Source organism: Endozoicomonas sp. 4G, assembly GCF_023822025.1.
Classification (GTDB): Bacteria; Pseudomonadota; Gammaproteobacteria; order Pseudomonadales; family Endozoicomonadaceae; genus Endozoicomonas_A.
This window is the reverse complement of the sequence record NZ_CP082909.1, coordinates 2,139,191-2,158,039: the sequence shown is the minus strand read 5'-3', so window position 1 is coordinate 2,158,039 and position 18,849 is coordinate 2,139,191. Positions and strand designations below refer to the sequence as shown.

At 47.3% G+C, this 18,849-nt stretch carries 14 protein-coding genes; 5 read left to right on the top strand and 9 right to left on the bottom strand.

Going from position 1 to position 18,849, the window contains the following annotated elements; translation table 11 throughout:
- Window positions 1-10: 10 nt before the first annotated feature.
- Complete coding sequence (locus tag K7B67_RS08390) at window positions 11-1,102, top strand: hypothetical protein (protein WP_252179898.1); 1,092 nt, start codon at window positions 11-13, stop codon at window positions 1,100-1,102.
- Here the strand turns inward: K7B67_RS08390 and K7B67_RS08385 are convergent.
- A complete protein-coding gene (locus K7B67_RS08385) occupies window positions 1,085-8,464 on the bottom strand; it encodes an AAA family ATPase (protein WP_252179897.1) in 7,380 nt (2,459 codons plus the stop codon). The genes K7B67_RS08390 and K7B67_RS08385 overlap by 18 nt on opposite strands.
- A gap of 161 nt (window positions 8,465-8,625) precedes the next feature.
- Between K7B67_RS08385 and K7B67_RS08380 the strand changes: the two genes are divergently transcribed.
- A complete protein-coding gene (locus K7B67_RS08380; protein WP_252179896.1) occupies window positions 8,626-10,221 on the top strand; it encodes a hypothetical protein in 1,596 nt (531 codons plus the stop codon).
- On the opposite strand, the gene K7B67_RS08375 is transcribed toward K7B67_RS08380, so the two are convergent.
- The 3 genes from K7B67_RS08375 to K7B67_RS08365 all read right to left on the bottom strand — a co-directional run bounded on the left by K7B67_RS08375 (window position 10,208) and on the right by K7B67_RS08365 (window position 13,098).
- Entirely contained in the window at window positions 10,208-11,422 is a 1,215-nt protein-coding gene (locus K7B67_RS08375) for a type II toxin-antitoxin system HipA family toxin (protein WP_252179895.1), read from the bottom strand. The two genes, K7B67_RS08380 and K7B67_RS08375, sit on opposite strands and share 14 nt — an antisense overlap.
- The gene (locus K7B67_RS08370; protein WP_252179894.1) at window positions 11,422-11,658 is read right to left on the bottom strand and encodes a helix-turn-helix transcriptional regulator; all 237 of its coding nucleotides are present in this window, start codon (window positions 11,656-11,658) and stop codon (window positions 11,422-11,424) included. The genes K7B67_RS08375 and K7B67_RS08370 overlap by 1 nt, the downstream gene beginning before the upstream one ends.
- A gap of 102 nt (window positions 11,659-11,760) precedes the next feature.
- Window positions 11,761-13,098: an ATP-binding protein gene (locus tag K7B67_RS08365; protein WP_252179893.1), complete on the bottom strand. Its 1,338-nt coding sequence runs from the start codon at window positions 13,096-13,098 to the stop codon at window positions 11,761-11,763.
- Between the two features lie 165 nt (window positions 13,099-13,263).
- Between K7B67_RS08365 and K7B67_RS08360 the strand changes: the two genes are divergently transcribed.
- Window positions 13,264-13,725: a hypothetical protein gene (locus K7B67_RS08360; protein WP_252179892.1), complete on the top strand. Its 462-nt coding sequence runs from the start codon at window positions 13,264-13,266 to the stop codon at window positions 13,723-13,725.
- A gap of 240 nt (window positions 13,726-13,965) precedes the next feature.
- On the opposite strand, the gene K7B67_RS08355 is transcribed toward K7B67_RS08360, so the two are convergent.
- Window positions 13,966-14,199, bottom strand: coding sequence for a hypothetical protein (locus tag K7B67_RS08355; protein WP_252179891.1), 234 nt, complete (start codon window positions 14,197-14,199; stop codon window positions 13,966-13,968).
- 80 nt (window positions 14,200-14,279) lie between these two features.
- Between K7B67_RS08355 and K7B67_RS08350 the strand changes: the two genes are divergently transcribed.
- Window positions 14,280-15,473 (top strand): RtcB family protein, encoded by a 1,194-nt coding sequence (locus tag K7B67_RS08350; protein ID WP_252179890.1) that lies wholly within the window; start codon window positions 14,280-14,282, stop codon window positions 15,471-15,473.
- A 34-nt stretch (window positions 15,474-15,507) separates the two neighbouring features.
- Here the strand turns inward: K7B67_RS08350 and K7B67_RS08345 are convergent, their stop codons facing one another.
- On the bottom strand, window positions 15,508-16,989 hold the full coding sequence (locus tag K7B67_RS08345) for a hypothetical protein (protein ID WP_252179889.1): 1,482 nt from the start codon (window positions 16,987-16,989) through the stop codon (window positions 15,508-15,510).
- 85 nt (window positions 16,990-17,074) lie between these two features.
- Here K7B67_RS08345 and K7B67_RS08340 point away from each other — a divergent pair, with 85 nt between their 5' ends.
- Window positions 17,075-17,266, top strand: coding sequence for a hypothetical protein (locus K7B67_RS08340; protein WP_252179888.1), 192 nt, complete (start codon window positions 17,075-17,077; stop codon window positions 17,264-17,266).
- 338 nt (window positions 17,267-17,604) lie between these two features.
- Here the strand turns inward: K7B67_RS08340 and K7B67_RS08335 are convergent, their stop codons facing one another.
- From K7B67_RS08335 to K7B67_RS08325, 3 genes are all read right to left on the bottom strand, one after another.
- Entirely contained in the window at window positions 17,605-17,754 is a 150-nt protein-coding gene (locus K7B67_RS08335; protein ID WP_252179887.1) for a hypothetical protein, read from the bottom strand.
- 11 nt (window positions 17,755-17,765) lie between these two features.
- A complete protein-coding gene (locus K7B67_RS08330) occupies window positions 17,766-18,464 on the bottom strand; it encodes an NAD(P)H-binding protein (RefSeq protein ID WP_252179886.1) in 699 nt (232 codons plus the stop codon).
- Between the two features lie 136 nt (window positions 18,465-18,600).
- Complete coding sequence (locus K7B67_RS08325; protein ID WP_252179885.1) at window positions 18,601-18,807, bottom strand: hypothetical protein; 207 nt, start codon at window positions 18,805-18,807, stop codon at window positions 18,601-18,603.
- Between the last annotated feature and the right edge of the window lie 42 nt (window positions 18,808-18,849).

Sequence of the window (18,849 nt, the reverse complement as noted above, 5' to 3'; positions counted from 1 at the left end):
GAATTGAGATATGCATCGTTATTTAATTCATCCATTGAGATGGCTCTTTGTATCTGTTTTGTTATTCAGCGTGCAAGTACTGGCTAGCCCCTGCAAGCATTGCGGTAAAGAGAATAAGCCCGGTAAAGACGGGCAAACGTTCTGCCGAACCTGTGATTCCGGTAAGTCTGCTGGAGCAACCAACTCTGTGACGCCTTTTCCCGATGTTTATCCCCTCAACTATAGGGTCTTGCCGATGGTCAAGAATAAAAATGGTGAGTGGATTAGTCGATATCAATTCAGAAGCTCGTTTATTGATACTATTGAGCGGGGAAATGGCGATGCAGCTGCCTGGGCATTGGCTGTGGTCATTGCTCGTGAACTGGTAGAAAATGCCCGTCTCATGGGTTTGGCTTATCCGCTGGAATTTGAGTTCCAGGAGGAAGATCGTCTGCAAAAGCTACGAAAGATGGTAAAGCGAAAGCAAAAGCAGTTGCATTTTTTGCAAAAATTACATCTGGCAGCAAGCAATGCAGGAGCTGGACCGGCAATAATAATGAAGAATCCAATTCATGAAAGGGCAGAAGCTTTGACTCGTCAAAGAGCCGAGACAGTAAACCTGTCTCAATGGGCAGACCTGCCAGCTATGGGAATGCATCACCTGCTCACTGCTGAGTTTCACAACTCTGCCATGACGATGAATCTTACTCCTGTTTTTCAGGCTATTCAGGACGGGAATATGATACAGCTGATCGTTACTCAAACGGCGACAGATGAGGGCAATCAGGCTGCCGCTGCCACAGCCTCACCGGTAATGCTTGCCGCTATTCTTCCAGCAGCCCTCACTACGTGTCCATACGAGCAGAGAGAGTCTACGGATATGCATCTGTTATTGGGAACCCTGCCACAGCCTATCAATCAACATCATTTAATGAATGCCCTCACAGCCATTATGAATACAGTCGCTGAAAACGAGCAAAATGCCGATTTATCTTTACACTTTTTTATGACCCCCAATACGTATATTCAGCGTGAAGACGATTTTCGATTATCCTGCTTGCATCACGCACACCGGATTAATAGTAATCTTCCCCTCGGCGGATGGTCATCGATGCCGAAATAATAATTTCGTCTCCAATAAGTCACACAGCGAATCCAAATTCACAGTGCTTAAAAATTCCTGGGCAATTTTTGTCAACTCATCGGATGTGAGCACCAGGGCATTGCTGGCGTTGTGTACCTGCTGCAACAAGCGGACATCCAACACGGGTTCCTGAAAACAGAAGGAGCTCTTAATTTTACCCATCATGGTATACAGCTCTTCTGGTGAAGATGGATCATGAGCGCCATAGCAGTCTGTATCCCTGATGTCTGCGATTTCATATTCATAACAATCATACGTGGAGCCTTTGACGGAAGCCTGAGCCCAACAATAGGTTAAACGACCGCCTTTTGAGTGCGTCACTTCATAAAGGTAATGACTGAACGCCTGCTGAATCGCTTGTTTGAATTGGTCTCTTGTAGGACCCAAAAAGCTTTCGTAAGTCGATTCCGGGTCGGACTCAATTTTTCGTTGAAACTGGGTTTCGAACTTTTCATCAAACAGCATACTCTCCCACGAAGGGTGTCCAATGATAATCACCGGACGGTGGCCTGCGCTGCCTGAGTCTGACTTCATAAACGCGGGCTGGTGCACCAGCATTCGTTCTATATTCGGAACGCCCTCAGGTTGGTGTGTCCAGCCGACCTGTACCGATGGACTGGCCATTGCATTGTTAAGAGTGGACGAAACTCCATCATGACAATGGGTGATAAAAAAGGCATCACTATGACTCGGTTGGTGGTGATTGTAAGCTAACTGCCATAACTTACTGTTTGTTCCCCTCGACAGTAGCGCCCGATACCATCTTTTCAAACAATGGGTGGCCATAACCCTGATTTTTTCGACACCTGCCAAACGCACCAATAGCTTATAATGCTCAACAGCACTCATTTCATAAAAACAATAGTTCGACAATGGATCCAGCCAACCCAATTTCAGGGCTTCATAGGCAAACTCAATAACCGAAGGGTCGGCTAAATCACTTATTTCCAGTGTTTTTACTATTGAGCTTGCCCACTCGAAACGATTTGTCCCCCCCTCAGCAGTCATTTTTGCGTGCAATAACTTGAGTTGTTTAATGACCTGATCAGCATGACCCTGGGCCAATAATGCTGCCGCTGCCTTCGACATCGGTTTACGGGCAAGCTCAGCAATGGGGCGTACGACAATGGTCAACTTCCCCTTTTTAGGGCACACGATTTTCCCCGCTAACTCATTTAAGATTGAGATGGCCATGGAAAAACCGGGCAAATCTTTTTGCTGCCAAAGTTTCTCTACTATTTCGTGAAGACTCAGATCGGCTTCTGGCAATGCACGGTTTGTCTCCAGGACTCTGTTCAGCTGCTCAAGGCTCATACCAGAGGCTTTAGCCAGGGCTTGCTGTTGTGCTGAATCAGCCGCTTTCAAAAAACCCTTTAAGAGTCCCTTAATCTCACTGTGGTCAGAGTTAGAGCCGCCTCCCTTCCCGGTGAGCTCCAAGTTAGAGGTGATTTTTGTTACCCGTATATAGAATGGACCCAAATCCACTGACTTCCATGTCTGACCTCCATCTGGAGAATACTCAGCAAAGGCGTGCTTATAGCTATTGATTTGCCGACATGGAATCTCGAAATAACGACAAATAGCCACAAAAACAGGCACACGATGACGACAGAGACCTTGCCGCTGTGTTACGAGGAATTTAAAGAAATTTTCTCCGTCCTGTGGTGCAGCCTCGCCGGAAAACTCACTGCAATACCGCGTGATCGCCTGAATTCGTTGGATGCCTCGATAGACTTTTATTTGCCGCAAACGAAACCGTATTTTAGCCGGTTGTTCCTCAATGTGATCAAACACTCCCTTCAGTACTGCTTTCATACCTTCTGAACAGTAGGTGTCAAGCTGTGTTAATCGTTCTGGTCGGGACTCCGGTTCCCTGGGTTCTACGACATAAACCACTCGAATACACTGGTTGGCTTCGGACTCAGGAATGGAAAGTGTGTGAAGCCCGGTATACATGTCTCTGGTCAGGGTATATGAGCAAGGCAGGGTATATGAGCAGTCTACACGCAGGGCGACGATATAGTCGTCAGGCCTAAGGCTGGGCAATGCGTACTTGCCCTTGCCCGGTGGTATATCCAGAACCCCCAGCGTTTGACCCCTGACTAACGGGTTATGACCAGGCAACGGGTCCGGCCTGAGTATTTCGCTCCCCAGAATGGCTTTATCATTAAGATCGATCGCTTTGACATCACCATTGACGGTCACATAAATATCTGCCGCCCGACAACGATACATGGAGGAAGAAAAATTCTCGTTACAAAAAACTTTATAATCGTTATGGTGTGGTATCGCCTGATGATCACTGTCTGTGGACTGGTCTAATGCCTTAGTCTCTTTCTCGTAGACTACTGGATTGTAGGGTTTAGCAGCGTTATCACCGCCAACAGCTAAGGCTTGGCTAAGTATTAGCTGATCAGCCTTCCCGAGACAGCGCTGATGTTGATGTGCTTCTGTCAGTGGAAATACGCTGTCAGCGTCCACCCCCGTCTTACCAAACCTTTGAGCAAACCAGCGTTGCTGCTGGTGTCGGTAAACTGTCTGGGTGAACAAACCGTCCGACTTACCTGGTTGTAGAGAAAGACCGGATGCCTGCCACTGGGCCCAGGCTACTCTCTTGATGATTTCCGTTTTGGTTTCCTCTTTATTCGGGCGAACCCTGATACCAATTTCATGGTTTTTTTCATCAATGCTGTCGAGGTTACTGCGTCGTATCAACCACGGACGATCCATGCCCGGTACCGTTTGGTTCAACCAGCGACACAGTTCAGGCTCAAACGCTCCTCTATCTGTGGCAGGAGCCGAGGTCCCGGGCAGTTCCTCCAACGATGTTTTGGCGGCCATCAAATACAGCCGGTAGTGCTGATTGAAACATTGGTGAAGGCTTTCCTGGCTAAAATCGCCTCCTCTCACAACGGCTCTGGCCACATCCTGTAAATCACCACTGGTGAGCTGTAGCGGCAAGTTTAGCTTTTGTAGCTTATCCCTTAATTGACAATGCAGCCGGGTCAGCTGTTTAGCCGCGGTTTTTCTCTCCGGGCTCTCTGGCAATACTTTCTCAGCAATGGCCTGTAATTCTGCCGGGTTATACTGCCGGATTGGCAAATGGCGAAAACGTCCTTTCAGTGCCGGTGATAAGGGTTTCCGACCGCTGTACTGGGGTGGGTTGATGCTGGCAAACAGGTGAAAACCCGGATGGGCATCACCGGCCAGAATATCGTTTAACTCACCTTCCAGATGCTGGCTGTCGATCAGGTTCATTTCTGAAATCACCACGATGCCGCCTTTATCTTTTGCCTTCTGGATTGTTTTACACACTTCGTCCCAGGAACAATCACAGGCATTCAGGTAGTAGACCTCTGGCATGGATTCTTGCCGATCCCAGGCCTGCTTTCTGATACTTTCGATCATCAGGTTCAGGGTGACATCCTTACCCCGCCCGGCTGGACCTTCAATCAGTGTCGCCTGTCTTCCGCCGTGTTTTTTGCGGTGATGACAAGCCTGCTGAGTGCGGCTTAAATCCTGTCCAATCTGTTGCACCAGTTCACAGACGGCTGAGCCGGAGGTATCAAAGTCAGGTCGGATGTTGTCGGCGACTGCTCTGAAGGCTTGCTGAATGCCAGGCAAGGTATGGTTATGCACTTTGTCTCTCAGGGTGTTGTCCACCTCGTAACGGACAGCAAACCAGATGTCCAGTGCCGACAGGGCATCCTGATGCGTCTCGCTGATTTCAGGCCCCAGTACATCCCGAAAACTTTGCTGGATCAAACCATACATTTGTTTGCAGGTTACGGTATCACCTGCAGATAACGAACGATCCAGATACCAGCCTACCCAACTGCAGATATCCGTCAAATCCCTCGGGGTAAACTCATGTTCGGGCAACAGTTCCTGATAAAATTGCCAGAGTGTCATAACACTTTTGGTGGCACTGCGTGCAATGTCGTTTATTTGAGAGTCCTTTAGATGCCGTTGTTGTAACTGCTTGACCAGAGCCGGTTCTACCACCCTGTCCCTGAGGAATGCCTGGTCTAATCGTGGGTAGTAAGTCCTGGGTAGTTTCTCTTTCAGGGTCGGGTTCAGCTGGCGTCCAGCGTAATTATCCGGGTTACCGGTAAGAATCACCCGGTGTTTTTTGCTGACCGGGACAGGATGACCATTCACATAAATGCAGGGTTTCGGTTCCCATAAACCGTTCAGGGACGCCAGTAATCCGGTTTGGGTCAGGTTGGCTTCATCCAGAACCAGAGTGATGTATTCGCCCTCTTTGTCGTGTGACGTGTTGGCCCATTCCATTAGCATTCGGTCTTGTTGCTTCATAAAACGGTCGCCATCGGCTTGTTCCCGCCACTGCCAGCGTTTCATCAAAGTCTGTTCGCTGTCAGAAGGGCCAAGGGATAGTACCGTAGTCGGTCCTGAAGCCTTCGCCATTTTGTCGGAAAAGTAACTTTTCCCAGTACCGGTTTCTCCTTGCAGGAAAATAACGGGAGAGTCTTCAAGCCGGTCATAGAGTCGGGATAATCGACGGTTTTCACGATCCTGCTGATTGATTTCACCGTGATAAAGATTCTCGGCCAGTGCTGACCAGGGCTTATCATCAGAGTCCTGCAATTCCAGTGTTCCAGACAGTCGATGTTTTATACGTTCAATGCCTTCTGTTTTAGACGTTGCGGTTTTGGTTATGTGAAAACAATCGGCAGCCAGTGCCTGAATAGCATCGTATCGGGTCTGCCCTGGTGGCAAAGTTAACTGCCAGCCACAAGCCAGTGCATCCTGTAAACGTTTAATCTGTCTTGTTGGCCTGATGGCTAAGGATTGGTAGGGCTCCGCGGCATTCAGATCAATTTCCAACTGCTTCGCCATGGCCTGCTGTTGTTTTTCAGGCCCATGAGCCACGATTAGAGCGCAGAGGCTTTCCAGGAAAACTTTTTCACACAGCTCCGGAATTGGCCTTTTATAGGACAGTCGTAATGCTTCACCCACATCCAATGGCTTTTTACAGGACAGTCGTAATGCTTCATTCAAAATTTCCGGGTCAAAGGCTCTGGCCAGTCTCCACAGGTTCTGCTTCACAAATGCTCTATCCAACCGGGGAGCCCCGTTAACGATGGTCGTTAATTGATCCGGGTCAACCCAAGCGGCTTGATCCAGCTTTTTATCAGCATCCGGCGTTTTATCAGCATCCGGCAGTAACAGCCAACAGGCCACTTTCATAAAATCCCGCACGGATGGATTCTGACGGGTACCGTGGGTAATGACGCTATTGATGGCCTTGCGCCAGTGGCAGGGTAAAAGCCGCTGAGACTGATCCACCTGCTGTGCCCGCCGGGCAGCCAGTATCAGCTGATTCAACAAGGCTTCGGTCATTTTGGGCAAGGGATGACAAAGGCTGCCAGGTACGGTTCCAAAGGCTTTATAAAGTTGATTAACGGCTTGTTCTGGCAGTTCAGCCCGGGAGATACCATGCTTCCCTGCATTGACCTCCCAGATATCGACTTCAGGACACCGCTCCCCCCTGGCAATCAACGAATTGAACAGGGTCGATGAGCTTTTTTCAGACTCAGGCCAGAGAATGGTGACACGAGCTTGTGGGTAGGCCTGTAATTGGCCATTCACCAACAGAGGTTGGCCAACCATCATGGGCTCCAGACGCTGCTGAATGGCTGGATTAGTTTCCAGCCCCCGGAATACGACTGGCCTGCCAGCAGTCAATGTCGCCTGCAAGCCACTCTCACGTCGACCAAAATACGCTTTTTGTTCCGAGGTGATATGGATATTATCAAATAGCTGGCTAAAGCCGGTTTGGTTATTGACCTGAATGACCAGAGGTGCCTGTGGGTGACTCTTTATCCAATGACAGGCCTGGTTATGTTGCTGATAAGTGACGGTATTAAAACCCCTGGCTTTTTTACATGGATTGGACAACAGATGTCCATCGTTCTCTGCCAACGCCAGAGCTTTCGGCTGCTGTCTGGTATGAACCACCTGAAGTCGGGGCTTCAGGCCAGTTGTCTCGCGAATGGTTTGCAATGAACCCAGTAAACTAAACCAGAGTGTCTCAGTAAGAGAGGATGTTACGGTAACGACACCACCCGCCTTAACTTGTTCCAACAAACTGGTGTTAGGGACTGCATAGCCTTCCGGGGCAATGGCAATGGGGCTCAGCCACTCCCTGACATTACCCTGGTTAATGATGATCGGATGTTGTGATGCCTTGTGGGAAACTCTTCTCTTATTAGCATCAGTCAGGCTTTGGAACAAAGAATGAAGCTCGTCCTCTCCTGCTGGCATCTGGTAAAACTGAACATTGTCGGGTAACTGGCAGACCTTGCCATTACTCTCAAAGCTCTGTTGCGCCAGCATCTGTCGGATCGTCTGCTCAAAGGCCAGGTCCTGCCAGTTGGCTCCTTTCAGAATCACCTGTTGTCCGGCTCTCAATAACTCAAGCTTGCCGGGAAGGTGCTGGATTCGCCCCTGCTGATCGACACCGGGGCCACCCAGCAACAATTGTCGCCAGTTGCTGTGCAAGTGACAGTCAATAACAACGGTCGTGTCGTCGTCCATAACACTTTCGTCAGGAGCGAGTTCAGCCAGTAACGGTGGAACTTTGTCGATAGCCATCGACGGGGCGCTGTCGGTCGTACTGTCGGTCTGTTCATCAAACTGCCAGGTATTACCCGGTCGATTAATTCGCCGCCAGAAATCAGCACCTGGCGCTTTGTCATCACTGCCAACCGATTCCAACTGTCCGGGGTCGGCTAAAACCAACAGCGAAACATGCTTGCCCAGGGGGCGTTTCTCCCGTCTGACCTTGTCGTACAGGCAGGGGTTATCGGGGTCCAGCAGATCGTTAAATTTCGGCAGTTCCTCGCTGGTGAGCTTGCGGATATCCAGCACCAGGGTCAATGGCTGTGAGCCTTCAAACAGTTTGCCTGAAGACAGTGCGTGACGACCGTCGCTGGCAATGCTCAACCGGCTCACCAGATTAGCTTGTGAGAGGTCATCGGGGTGGGAAATAACAGTGACATCCCGATGTTCATCGCAGGTCTGGTCAACCAAAAGCTGTCGAACTTCATCATCACTGCTGACAAAACGAAAATCGAAGGCATGAGAGGCCTTTTGGCACGGGGAATCGGCTGAGGATACGGTTCGTACTTTAGGAAGCATCGACACCGAAGGTGGCGATATTTGCAGGCTGGACATTACTTTAGAATAGATTTCTACCTTCTTTTCCCTGGGCGATGAATCCAGCTTTGGTCTCTTGGCTGGCACACCAGGCTCAACAACAGGTTTGTTTATGTTCCCATCGATCTGACCATCCATAGTTAATGTCTCTCCTGTCATTGGAAACACTGCATTAAAATTGTTTAGTGATATGACCTTTATTAAGTAAGAAAGTTCTATTTTCACATAAGTGCCTGTCTATAGGCCTGATCGAAAGTGAAAGTTCAAATACTCATCTATCCTTGCGTATGCCGAATCATCAGTGCTTAAGGGCAGAACCATTGAAATTTTTATCAACCACCCTATTGTTTTTCCTGTTTTCTATTACTCCGCTTATGGCCATCTCTTCCGACCCTTCTGGCCTGGTACCTGAATACGCCCCCATAGGAAAGCCCCCTGCCCTGCCTGTATCCTTATCAGTGCTTGGTCTGATGGCTATCGGTCAACATACCTGGCAGTCATTTTTTTCTAATCTGAAACAGGTTGATCCAGAGAGAAACATCATGCTTCCACTGAGCCATGGTCGCTTTGTTCATGTTCTGTCGGATTACGCGCTGATCATCAGCGGGGCTGAACCCTCGTCTGGTGACCATACCAGGTGTCAACGCATACCCGACCCTGACACGAACACCGCCTGGCAGTGTTTTGGCCTGGATCAGCACATAACCAGTGTCACGCTCAACATCGAGCAGTCTCGATACCTGAAGAGCTATGCTCAGCAAACGGTCTATATGCAGTACTCTCTGGAACCCCGGCTGACATTTCCAGAGTACGACCAGCATAATTTCAGGTCTTTTTTCGCACAGCAGACCCGACGACGTGACGAGATTCTTAAAAACAGCTCCCGCAGAGAGTCCATGCTAAAAATCACCCGAACCACAGCAGGCGGTCAAACTTACTGGCATCTTGAAAAAACCGAGGGGATATCAGCAACAGAATTAAAGCGGAATAAAAAGGAATTACAACGTATCCGTGAGGGTGCTTACGAGAGGGTGTCTGGTTCTACGGTTTATCTGTCAGACGTTGATTTCGAACTCTGTTCAACAGCACACCCAGAGCCTTGTCAGGATATTTTCTCAAAGATGCTCTCCTGTACCGGAGAAAATAAAGATCAGGGTTCTGGCTCATCTTCTTCAACGCCCGGCAGTAAGAACGTTGCAGGTTCCCATCATCCAGAACAAGACAATACAAGGGCAACTCTCAAACGAAATCATCAACGCTTAAGTCAACCGGAAACACGCCATATATTTGACGAAAAACACTTTCCATTTACTATAAAAAATATCCTGGCATATATACCTTTATACGAAAATGTTGCCGCTAAGCAGGCAGTATTGAGTCAAAAACCTTCCAGTCAGAACCCTGGGTCCAAGCCTCCTGTAAAAAAACAAAAGCTCTCTGATGGTAAGAAACAAAGCTTTATATGCTCCTTTCAGGGCTGCGGGTACGTAACCAATAGAGGGGACAGTCTGAAAGCACACGAACTCACTCACAGCGATGTGAAGCGCTATAAATGCCACTATTACCCTTGCTCCTACCAATCCAACCGGAAATGCCACATGCAAACACACATACTTGCCCACAAGGGAGTGAAGCAATTTAAATGCGAACATGAAAACTGCACCTTCTCAGCCACTCGAATCGACAACCTGAGAGCACACGAACGCACTCATAACAAGAATAAAGTCTTTCAATGCACATTTGCTGGATGCTACCACTCAACCCACATTGAGCGTTATATGAGAAAACACATGCTCACCCATGAAACAGTGAAACCCTTTAAGTGCCAATATGAAGGTTGCTCCTACTCAACTACACGAAACCATGACCTGTTGAGACACAAACGCAGAAAACACCCGATTCTCAAACTGCATTGAGTTTTTGAGTCAACAGCGTTGAGAGTTGATCACCAATTTCCCGGAACCCTGAATGTTTCTCTGAAAGCTCTGCAACAAGAGGCAGTGTGGCCTGTGCCGCCAGTTCCACCTCTTCAAGAATGCGATTGATCTCACTGGTGTTCAGACCGCATTGCGTTCTGGCGAATTTCTGCAGCATCTTCCATTTTGGCCAGCGTTTTGAGCCACCGAGTGTCAGCGCCATGGTGTCATTGGGTATATAGGGTGTGGTACTGACCACATCGAATACCGGTGCCAGTGAACGGGTAACCGCTGGTATTACTCCGGGTTGATGACCCTCAAGATGGTCATACAAAACCCCCATGTTCTTTAGATGAGCATCACCATTACGAACCAATACATTGACTAACAGCAGTTTGAAAAAATCGGCTAATGCCCTTGCCTGCAATTCAGGTGAAAGAAATTGTTTAATGGTACGCACACAGGACTCAACACTGGCGTCGTACTTTTCCCGTGTTGTCCTTCCCTGCAGTACGCATAAATCTTCAAACCCCAGCGGGATACCTTCCGGTGTAACGTCAAATCGCCGAGTAATCAGCAGACGTCCATTGTCGCTGATGTAAAAAGGCGCTACGTTCAAACCGGCCTTCTGGCACAGTGTCAGACAGATGAATTCATTACAGGCCAACTCGGGAAATTCATTGCCCCAGCTTTTGACAATGTAAGAGTGAGAAGGAAAAGTGATCCGGTCAAACGCATCTTTGGACGCTATCGTCTCCACTAGTACTTTCGGCTGCACACCGGCCACTGCTGACCGCAGGGCAAAACGACTGAGCAGATGATCAAACAACTGTGCGTCGTCACTCGCCAGTAGTGATTGCAAGTCGGGGGCGTTATCACTGTGCTCAGGCATTGACTGACCGGACAATGTATAACCCAGACGTCCGATATGATTTTGGCCGAGAATAGCCAGCATGGACAAATCGTCGCTGCCGTATTGTTTTGCCGTGTACCGTTCGATCGTCTCACGCAGATGCCCTTCCGGGAGGTTCATCTGGAAAACCGGGTGCAAATCTTCGTAACTGTAGCTTTCAATTCGCATCGGCATGGTCAGGGATAAGGCCTCATTCGCGCCCTGATTGTAGGTAAAAACATGCTTTGAACCACTTCGGGTCAGACGGCCAGTAAATGTCTGTGCGGTATAAACATCGATATCAGCCATTATTTCATCCCTTTCAGTTCATCCAGGTCAGGAAGGCCATAGGGTTTAACGGATAAAGTAAGCCCCAGCACTTCAAGGATTCGCTGAACCTTTCTGATGCCAATATCGGAATAGTCATCCCTTTCGATTGCTCCGATCGTGGTTCTGTCCAGGCCTGACAGTTGGGCCAGCTGTTGCTGACTCCACTTTTTCTGTTTGCGCTGAGTACGGATCAGCTCGCCGAGTTCTTCCAACATGGTGTTACTGACAAAGTAATGATGAATATTTTCATCACTATAGCATGTTTATTGTTTTTTTGATGGATATATACATCATTAAGATCTGATACTGGGTTAGCCTCAGTTAGTTCTTAAATAATCAGCCAGGTCGTCCAGAGAAAAGCCCCTGTACTCAATTTCATATCCTCTGAGTTGCTGAACCAGCTTCGCTGATTTCTCCTGCAAATGGGTTTTGCGGATATTTTTCGGGTTACGCTTAATTTCAGCAATCAGGGCCTTTTTATCCAGCTCATTGATAGCAACAAGGTCAATTTCATTCTGGTTTCCTCTGTCCCAATAACTGCCCACGATGTTGTATTCGCCCGTTTCGGCAATGACTTCCCTGAAAATTTCTTCCAGCCAATGACCACTCCAGGTTGGGTAATCTCGCTCAATGACTTTATGGATAAACGGAAAGTTCCCTATCTCTACTGCGCTACGGTACTTGTAAATAAAGCGAAACCAGAAGGCCAGGAACGCATCGGCAATGCGATACTTAACTAACCTCGTTCCTGGCTTAGACAACACTGATCGGATTCGGCGAATAATATCAAACTCCTTTTCCAGACGATCAAGCTGTGGCCCTACGGAAATGCCAAGCAAAGACTCAATATCAGGCCTGCTCGTGCTACCGGAAGCGATCGCAGCCAATATGGAAAAATAGGTACTATGTTCAGGCCCAAACTCTTCGGCCAGACGATAATGCCCTTCTTCAATCAGAAGACTGTGCTCGTTTACAAGCTGCGGCCAAAAATCGGCTGTCGAATCAAGGCTGAACAGCCACTCCAGGTATTTTGGAACGCCGCCACTGAGCATGTACCACTGCAATAATTTTTCAGATGTAAATGCCTGCTGGTCATTAAGCATCTGAGCAATATAACGGCATGACAATGGCTGAAGATGAATACGATGATCGGCTCGACCAAACAAGGGTTCATGTCCATCCTGAAACAACCGGGTCATAAGGCTGTACAAGGAGCCACAACAGATCAGATGCATACGGCTTTGTTCTCTGTACCGGTCCCACAAATCCTGAAGTTCAGAAAAAAATGCCTTGTTGACCCGCTGAATATCCTGAAACTCATCCAGTATGACCGTAACAGGCGTAGTGATGCTGAACTGCAACAGGATTTCCATAACCTCCCTAAGGCGTGTGGGCTGACCAAATACGGGAATATTTAAAACCGTTCTGATTTGCTCTATAAACTCCTCACACAGCAATGACTCTTGTTTTCTGGAGACAAACAGATAAATGGAGGCTCCCAAAGTGCTGCCCTGGGGAAAGGTTTTATTTAACAGTGCTGTTTTACCTACCCGGCGCCTTCCTACCACGGTCGTCAAATAGGCAGTTCCTTTAGAGGCTTGTTCACTCCATTGTTGGAGCCGTTCGAGTTCATCTTCCCGGTTGTAAAATCTCATAAAATGTTACCGTAATAATTATTACAGTAACTATATCATAGTTTATTTATTTCCATCTATTAGACAGGTGCACTTCAAGCTATTTGTGACAGTGAGAATCATTCATACTTCTGCAGGACTGTATGCTAACTTGTCTTGAGTGACTTGTTCTCTGGATCCAATCCCATGACACAGAAAAAATACTTTTGTTGCGCTGTGTTGATTGCTGCTCTGACAGTTAGCATGGCTGCACAGGCAAAAACCGCTGATTTACGTTTTAAAAGCAATACGGATAACAGCTACAAGGTCTGGCACTCGGATAACGGTCATTGCATGGATAATAATCCTATGGACAATATTGGTTTCAATGGGCTTAGAACGCGGATTTCGCCGGGGGCTATAACGCATATATACTATTCTTCGTCATTTTTTTACTGCGCCTGGCATCAGTCCTGGTTTGATTTCATTGTCCTTGATGCTGAGGGACATGAGGCAAAAATAAGATGGTACAAGACCGCCAATAACAACCCACCTCGCCTATGGGTGCGTAGTGACCCCCACAAACTGATTGAAGACTGGAAGTCAGAGTTTTGTGAAAGTATGTCACGAGGAGGATATTACTCTACGACTATTACCCTGGGCTACTGAAGTTATTCTGCCATGTGAAAGCCTCATCCGTATCAGGCATGATCTGCCAGAGTGAAAAAACCTGTTGCGCATTCTCTATTGTTGGTGCGGAGTCCACATCCTTCGACTCCGCTCAGGATGAACGAGGGGGCTGTATGGATATCAAGGCTTGGTTGCACTAGTTCGATTTACCCCGTTGGAAAAGAAATAGGTCTAATATATCTTGTTAGAAATTAATAGACTGATAACAGTATGCAAACCTTACGAACCAACCAGCATAGACCGGTTACGATTCCCGCAAGCACTCGGGCCAAGCTGGGTGTCACTCAGGAAACTGGAATCAATGTTAGCGTCAGTGATCATGGGGATATCACACTGACTCTCGCAAAAAGTCGGAAAGTCGACATTAGCGGTCTGCATGGTAAATACACCCTTGATATGAGCCGGAAAGAATTCAACCAGCTCATTAATGACAGCCGCTCGGATGTCTGACATGCTTTCCAAGCTATTGTCCAACACTGAGTGTTATCTGTCCGAACCAAGATAAAAAACTTTACGAGAGAGGTACAACTAATATGCCAGTGATTACTTTATTAGAAGGAACTCAAACCCAAAAGCCGGTAAAGATTTGGACAGACGAAGTCGGCCCAAAAGAACTTGAGCAGATGCGTCAGGTCGCCAGCTTGCCCTTTATTCACAAACATGTGGCTGGCATGCCTGATATCCATGTGGGCAAAGGCGCAACCGTGGGGTCTGTTATTGCTACCACTGAGGCCATTATTCCCGCCGCCGTCGGCGTCGATATAGGCTGTGGAATGAATGCGATTCAGTTATCACTGAAAGCCTCTGATCTGCCGGATAACCTTCTGGCTATTCGCCGTGGTATTGAAAAAGCTATTCCCCTGGGGGCAGGTGGTCAGCATAAAGAAGCGCAAATAGCCGGAGATTCATCGGTCGCCCTCAGCTTACAACGTATTCTGGAAAAGCATCCAGATATCATCCATAGAGGGAAACCGGATAAATTTGTTCGTCAGATGGGCAGCCTGGGTTCTGGTAACCACTTTATTGAGCTGTGCCTGGATGAACACGACAACGTCTGGGTAATGCTGCATTCCGGAAGCCGGGGCATCGGCAACCAGATCGGTCAGTACTTTATTCAGCTGGCTCGAAAAGACATGGAAAGGCAGCAGATTCATCTGCCCGACAGAGATCTCGGTTATCTGAAAGAAGGTTCAGACTATTTTGATGACTATGTCGAAGCCGTGGCATGGGCACAAAACTACGCCCTGCTGAACCGGGAACACATGATGAACAACATTCTCAGTGTACTGCAACTGCACCTGAAACCGTTCACTGTCGTCAATGAAGCCATTAACTGTCATCACAACTTTGTGGAGCAGGAGTTCCATGATGGTCAGCAAGTCTGGGTGACACGTAAAGGAGCCATCCGGGCCAGAAACGACGAACTGGGTATTATTCCCGGCTCTATGGGAGCCAAGTCCTACATTATTCGTGGCAAAGGCAACCCCGAATCCTTTTGCAGCTGCGCTCATGGTGCAGGACGAATCATGTCCCGTACTGCTGCCAGAAAAGCCTTCTCTGTCCGTGATCTTGAAGATCAGACGTTGGGTATAGAGTGCAGAAAAGACAAACGCGTACTGGATGAAATTCCCGCCGCTTACAAAAATATCGATAAAGTAATGAGCCTGCAAAACGATCTGGTTGAGGTCGTGTTTACACTGCGGCAGGTCGTGAATGTGAAAGGCTGAGGGTTGGTATTTCTCCCCCCCCCCGCTTGAACGCTCACTCTTTAGAGGACTGGGAAGCGGGTGATGCTTTATCAATCATCTTTCTGTTCTTGTTAGATGGCGGCTGGTCGCACGATTTCCTTTTGGGTCTTTTGTTGGGTCTCCGCTCAGCAGGCAGGTGGGTCTTTTTGTGCTTTTTCAGATGGTCCGCCCGGTCAGCGCTATAATTGCAGCCCTTATATTTACACTTGTGCGCCTTGGGTCTCTGATTGACAATCCGGGCGCTCTCAACTCTGAGACTTTTAACGCTCTCAATACAGACACTGCAAACAACAGAGCGTGTACCGTTTTCTGATTGAGTTTTATCATTCAGTGGCCCCGTGCAACTCAAACATTTTCGGGTTTCTTCTGTGGCTCCTCCCACTGCTCCTTCTGACACCCCGCTGTTATCATCTGGTACCACTGCTCCATGGGAATCTGGCCTATCATCCTCCACTAATACAGGCAAGGATGCGACGTCAATACCCAGAATTAAGAGCATAAACTCTTCCGTGCTTTCAAGGCTTTCCAGGGCCGCGGGCATAGAAAGTATTTTGCTGACGTCGTTGATTGCCATAAACAGGTAGCTCATGCCCAGAAAGCCACTTTGCAAATATCTTTGCAGCAATTCTTCCAGTGATTTTGGCCAAGCTCGTCCTACTTCGATGTAAAAGTGAGAAGCTCTTCCCATTGCCCATAAAGCAATCAAAAGAGCCGTTTTACTGTCCAGATTTGCTGCGTTAAGCTGATTGGCAAAGCCTTGCGGAGAGTGATATTCGCTGATATTACCAGACATCAGAGAATTGGATACCGCTTGATGGTAGCTGTTTCGGGTAAAATGTTGGTGCACCTGAGCAAAGTACAGTTCAAATCTTTCCATGGAAAGAGCATGGGGGCTAAGAAAAGCAAGAAATATCAGGGCAAAAAGATCATTTGCATTGTCATAATCAGGTCGGATTGCTGCCGTAGTTATAGTGAAATAGTTATAAAGAGGGTTAGCCCTGCCATCGATGGTTGGAGACTCAAACAATTGTTTGAAGAGTCTTCTTGCCATTGCATTCATTCTTATTCGATCTATCTCTCTGGTTTTCGTGGCCACATTTACAGTGAATATACGAAACATCAATCTCAACATTCTCTGAATACGCACGTGCCGATAATGAGGGTTCCCTATGTTCACGTAATTAGAGAAAAAGTTTGACATATATCTAAGGTCTTGCTCATCGAACAGAAAGTCATTAAGGGTTTCCAGCCGATCATCTCCATATACATCATCAGTCGTTAGATTTAGTCTGAAAAAGCCAATACGAATATTTTCAAATGGGTTCTTGGAGGAATTGTCTGCGTCTTTTTGTTGTTCTTTTGAAGCGGGCTTCCAGTTTTTTTTATAATACTGACGAAATTCTTCAAGTTTGTAGGTGTCGTTTGCCAGCCCATGCTGAGAAATAAACAAAAAAACTGAAAACAAAAGTACCTTAAAGGCCTGCTGTATGGTCATTGCTTTCTCTGCATTCTTAAAAACAATTCAACTAGAATAGTCAAAATAAAAAATCCTGCAGGATTTTTAGTCAGACCTCCACCCCTTGTCATCCCTGAGCGTACTAAAACTGCACCTGAAACCATTCACGGTCGTCAATAAAGCCATAAACATTGGGCACAAAACCAGATTAGTCGCCGGTTACCACAAAGAGCCATGGAAAAACGTGACTGCCCTGATGGTCTACCTTGTTATCATGCATCGGATTGGTTATGGACTGAATGCATCCATAGCTTGAGAATCAATGGAAGATGAAACCGTGCAGTGTCTATTACCGAAAGTTTATCGGCAATAATTTTTATACTCATACCTACCAATCAATTTATTAGCGATTGGAATGGTGGATTACGGATATCAGGTTAATTATGAAAAAAACCTATATAGGAGGTGATCAATATATCAGCAAGTATGGAATATGCCATATGTTTTTCCATTCTTTCGATGCTGCTAGAATGTTTTACCCTTCAGACTCAGTAAGAATCGTTAGATTGTTGCCTGAATATTATTCAAAACAAATACCTTTTAAAAAAAATTACTGAATCTCCTGCCTGCCTCCCGGTATCAGGTGGTCGGGCTTTAAACAGCCAGCGCGTCATCCAGAACATCCGGTTCAGACGACACAAGCCCACTGCTCTCTGCCAGTGCTCTCTGGATGAAATCTACCCCGTAGCCATAGGTCTGATCTATCTTTTTCGGGACAGCTATCTTTTTCGGGACAGCTATCATGAAAAACACCGTCATCGCCCTTTTCCATGGTGACTTTGGTTAGCGGTCGCAACCACCTGATGCAAATTGCGATTGTTCACTATCATGCGCGGTACTTTACAGGCTTTGGCCAGACTTAACATAGCGCCAGCTAAATCAGAAGCAAAAATGGGTTGGTAATTTTTTAATCTGCCGCGCCAGCACCAGGATAAATAATGGTTCATTTTTATCCCGAAATCTTCGGCTGATCTACTCTCATTACGCTCCCCAAGCAGTAAGCTGGGCTGACAAATAATCAGCTGGCAGCCGCTGTTGTGAAAGAGTGCGCTGAGTTTATTTTCCATTTCGGCTTTACTGCGGCTGTAAAAGAACCACGACTTTTCGCTTGCACCCTGGCTGCTGATCACGACAAACTGCTTCGCTCCCGCCTGCTTAGCAGCTTGCCCGACTTGCTCAACCAGGTCGATATCAATATGGCGAAATTTGGCTTTACTGCCAGCTTTTTTAATCGTGGTACCTAAGCAGCAATACACGGTATCTACTGCTAAATCACGATGATGTTCGGTCAAGTCAGCAAAATTCACTATTTTTTCAATGAGTTTTGGGTGCTTGAGCGGTAGCGGGCGACGAGTAAAAACCACGATCTGGTTAATACTGCTGTCGTCAATGGCCTGTTGAACCAGGTGACTGCCGGTTAAGCCAGTGGCACCAAAGATCGCAATCGAAGTCATAGGCGGTAGTTCGATAAATGAGTTAAAACGCCACAATACACGACTGGTTTCAAAAAGTATTGCTCCAGCTTTAACGCCACCAGCTCCTGCACCAGCTGATGTAAAGTATCATGTTGTTGTCGTGAAGTGGCATATTTCACGGGCGACAAAAATGCAGGTAATGGCTTATCAGAGGTTGTGTAAATAGTGTCTGGAGGACTCTTGCCATATCACTTCGGGGTGTTGATAAGCGCCTTGTCAACAGCCAGAGCAAAGGCAACCTGTTTTCCTGGGCGCGGCCATTAGAGCAATGAATAGAAAAAATAACGGCCAAGGTCAAAATCAATGGTTTCTTGGATAGCAAAGCCTGAGTTCCCAGTCGTTGAATTGATTATTGGTAAATCAG

Bases quoted from the DNA above. Each gene is read 5' to 3' on its own strand.
- K7B67_RS08385 (WP_252179897.1), bottom strand. From the start codon at position 8,464: ATGACAGGAGAGACATTAACTATGGATGGTCAGATCGATGGGAACATA.
- K7B67_RS08365 (WP_252179893.1), bottom strand. From the start codon at position 13,098: ATGAGATTTTACAACCGGGAAGATGAACTCGAACGGCTCCAACAATGG.
- K7B67_RS08350 (WP_252179890.1), top strand. From the start codon at position 14,280: ATGCCAGTGATTACTTTATTAGAAGGAACTCAAACCCAAAAGCCGGTA.
- K7B67_RS08335 (WP_252179887.1), bottom strand. From the start codon at position 17,754: ATGATAGCTGTCCCGAAAAAGATAGCTGTCCCGAAAAAGATAGATCAG.
- K7B67_RS08370 (WP_252179894.1), bottom strand. From the start codon at position 11,658: ATGTTGGAAGAACTCGGCGAGCTGATCCGTACTCAGCGCAAACAGAAA.
- K7B67_RS08360 (WP_252179892.1), top strand. From the start codon at position 13,264: ATGACACAGAAAAAATACTTTTGTTGCGCTGTGTTGATTGCTGCTCTG.
- K7B67_RS08375 (WP_252179895.1), bottom strand. From the start codon at position 11,422: ATGGCTGATATCGATGTTTATACCGCACAGACATTTACTGGCCGTCTG.
- K7B67_RS08330 (WP_252179886.1), bottom strand. From the start codon at position 18,464: ATGACTTCGATTGCGATCTTTGGTGCCACTGGCTTAACCGGCAGTCAC.
- K7B67_RS08345 (WP_252179889.1), bottom strand. From the start codon at position 16,989: ATGACCATACAGCAGGCCTTTAAGGTACTTTTGTTTTCAGTTTTTTTG.
- K7B67_RS08390 (WP_252179898.1), top strand. From the start codon at position 11: ATGCATCGTTATTTAATTCATCCATTGAGATGGCTCTTTGTATCTGTT.
- K7B67_RS08355 (WP_252179891.1), bottom strand. From the start codon at position 14,199: ATGTCAGACATCCGAGCGGCTGTCATTAATGAGCTGGTTGAATTCTTT.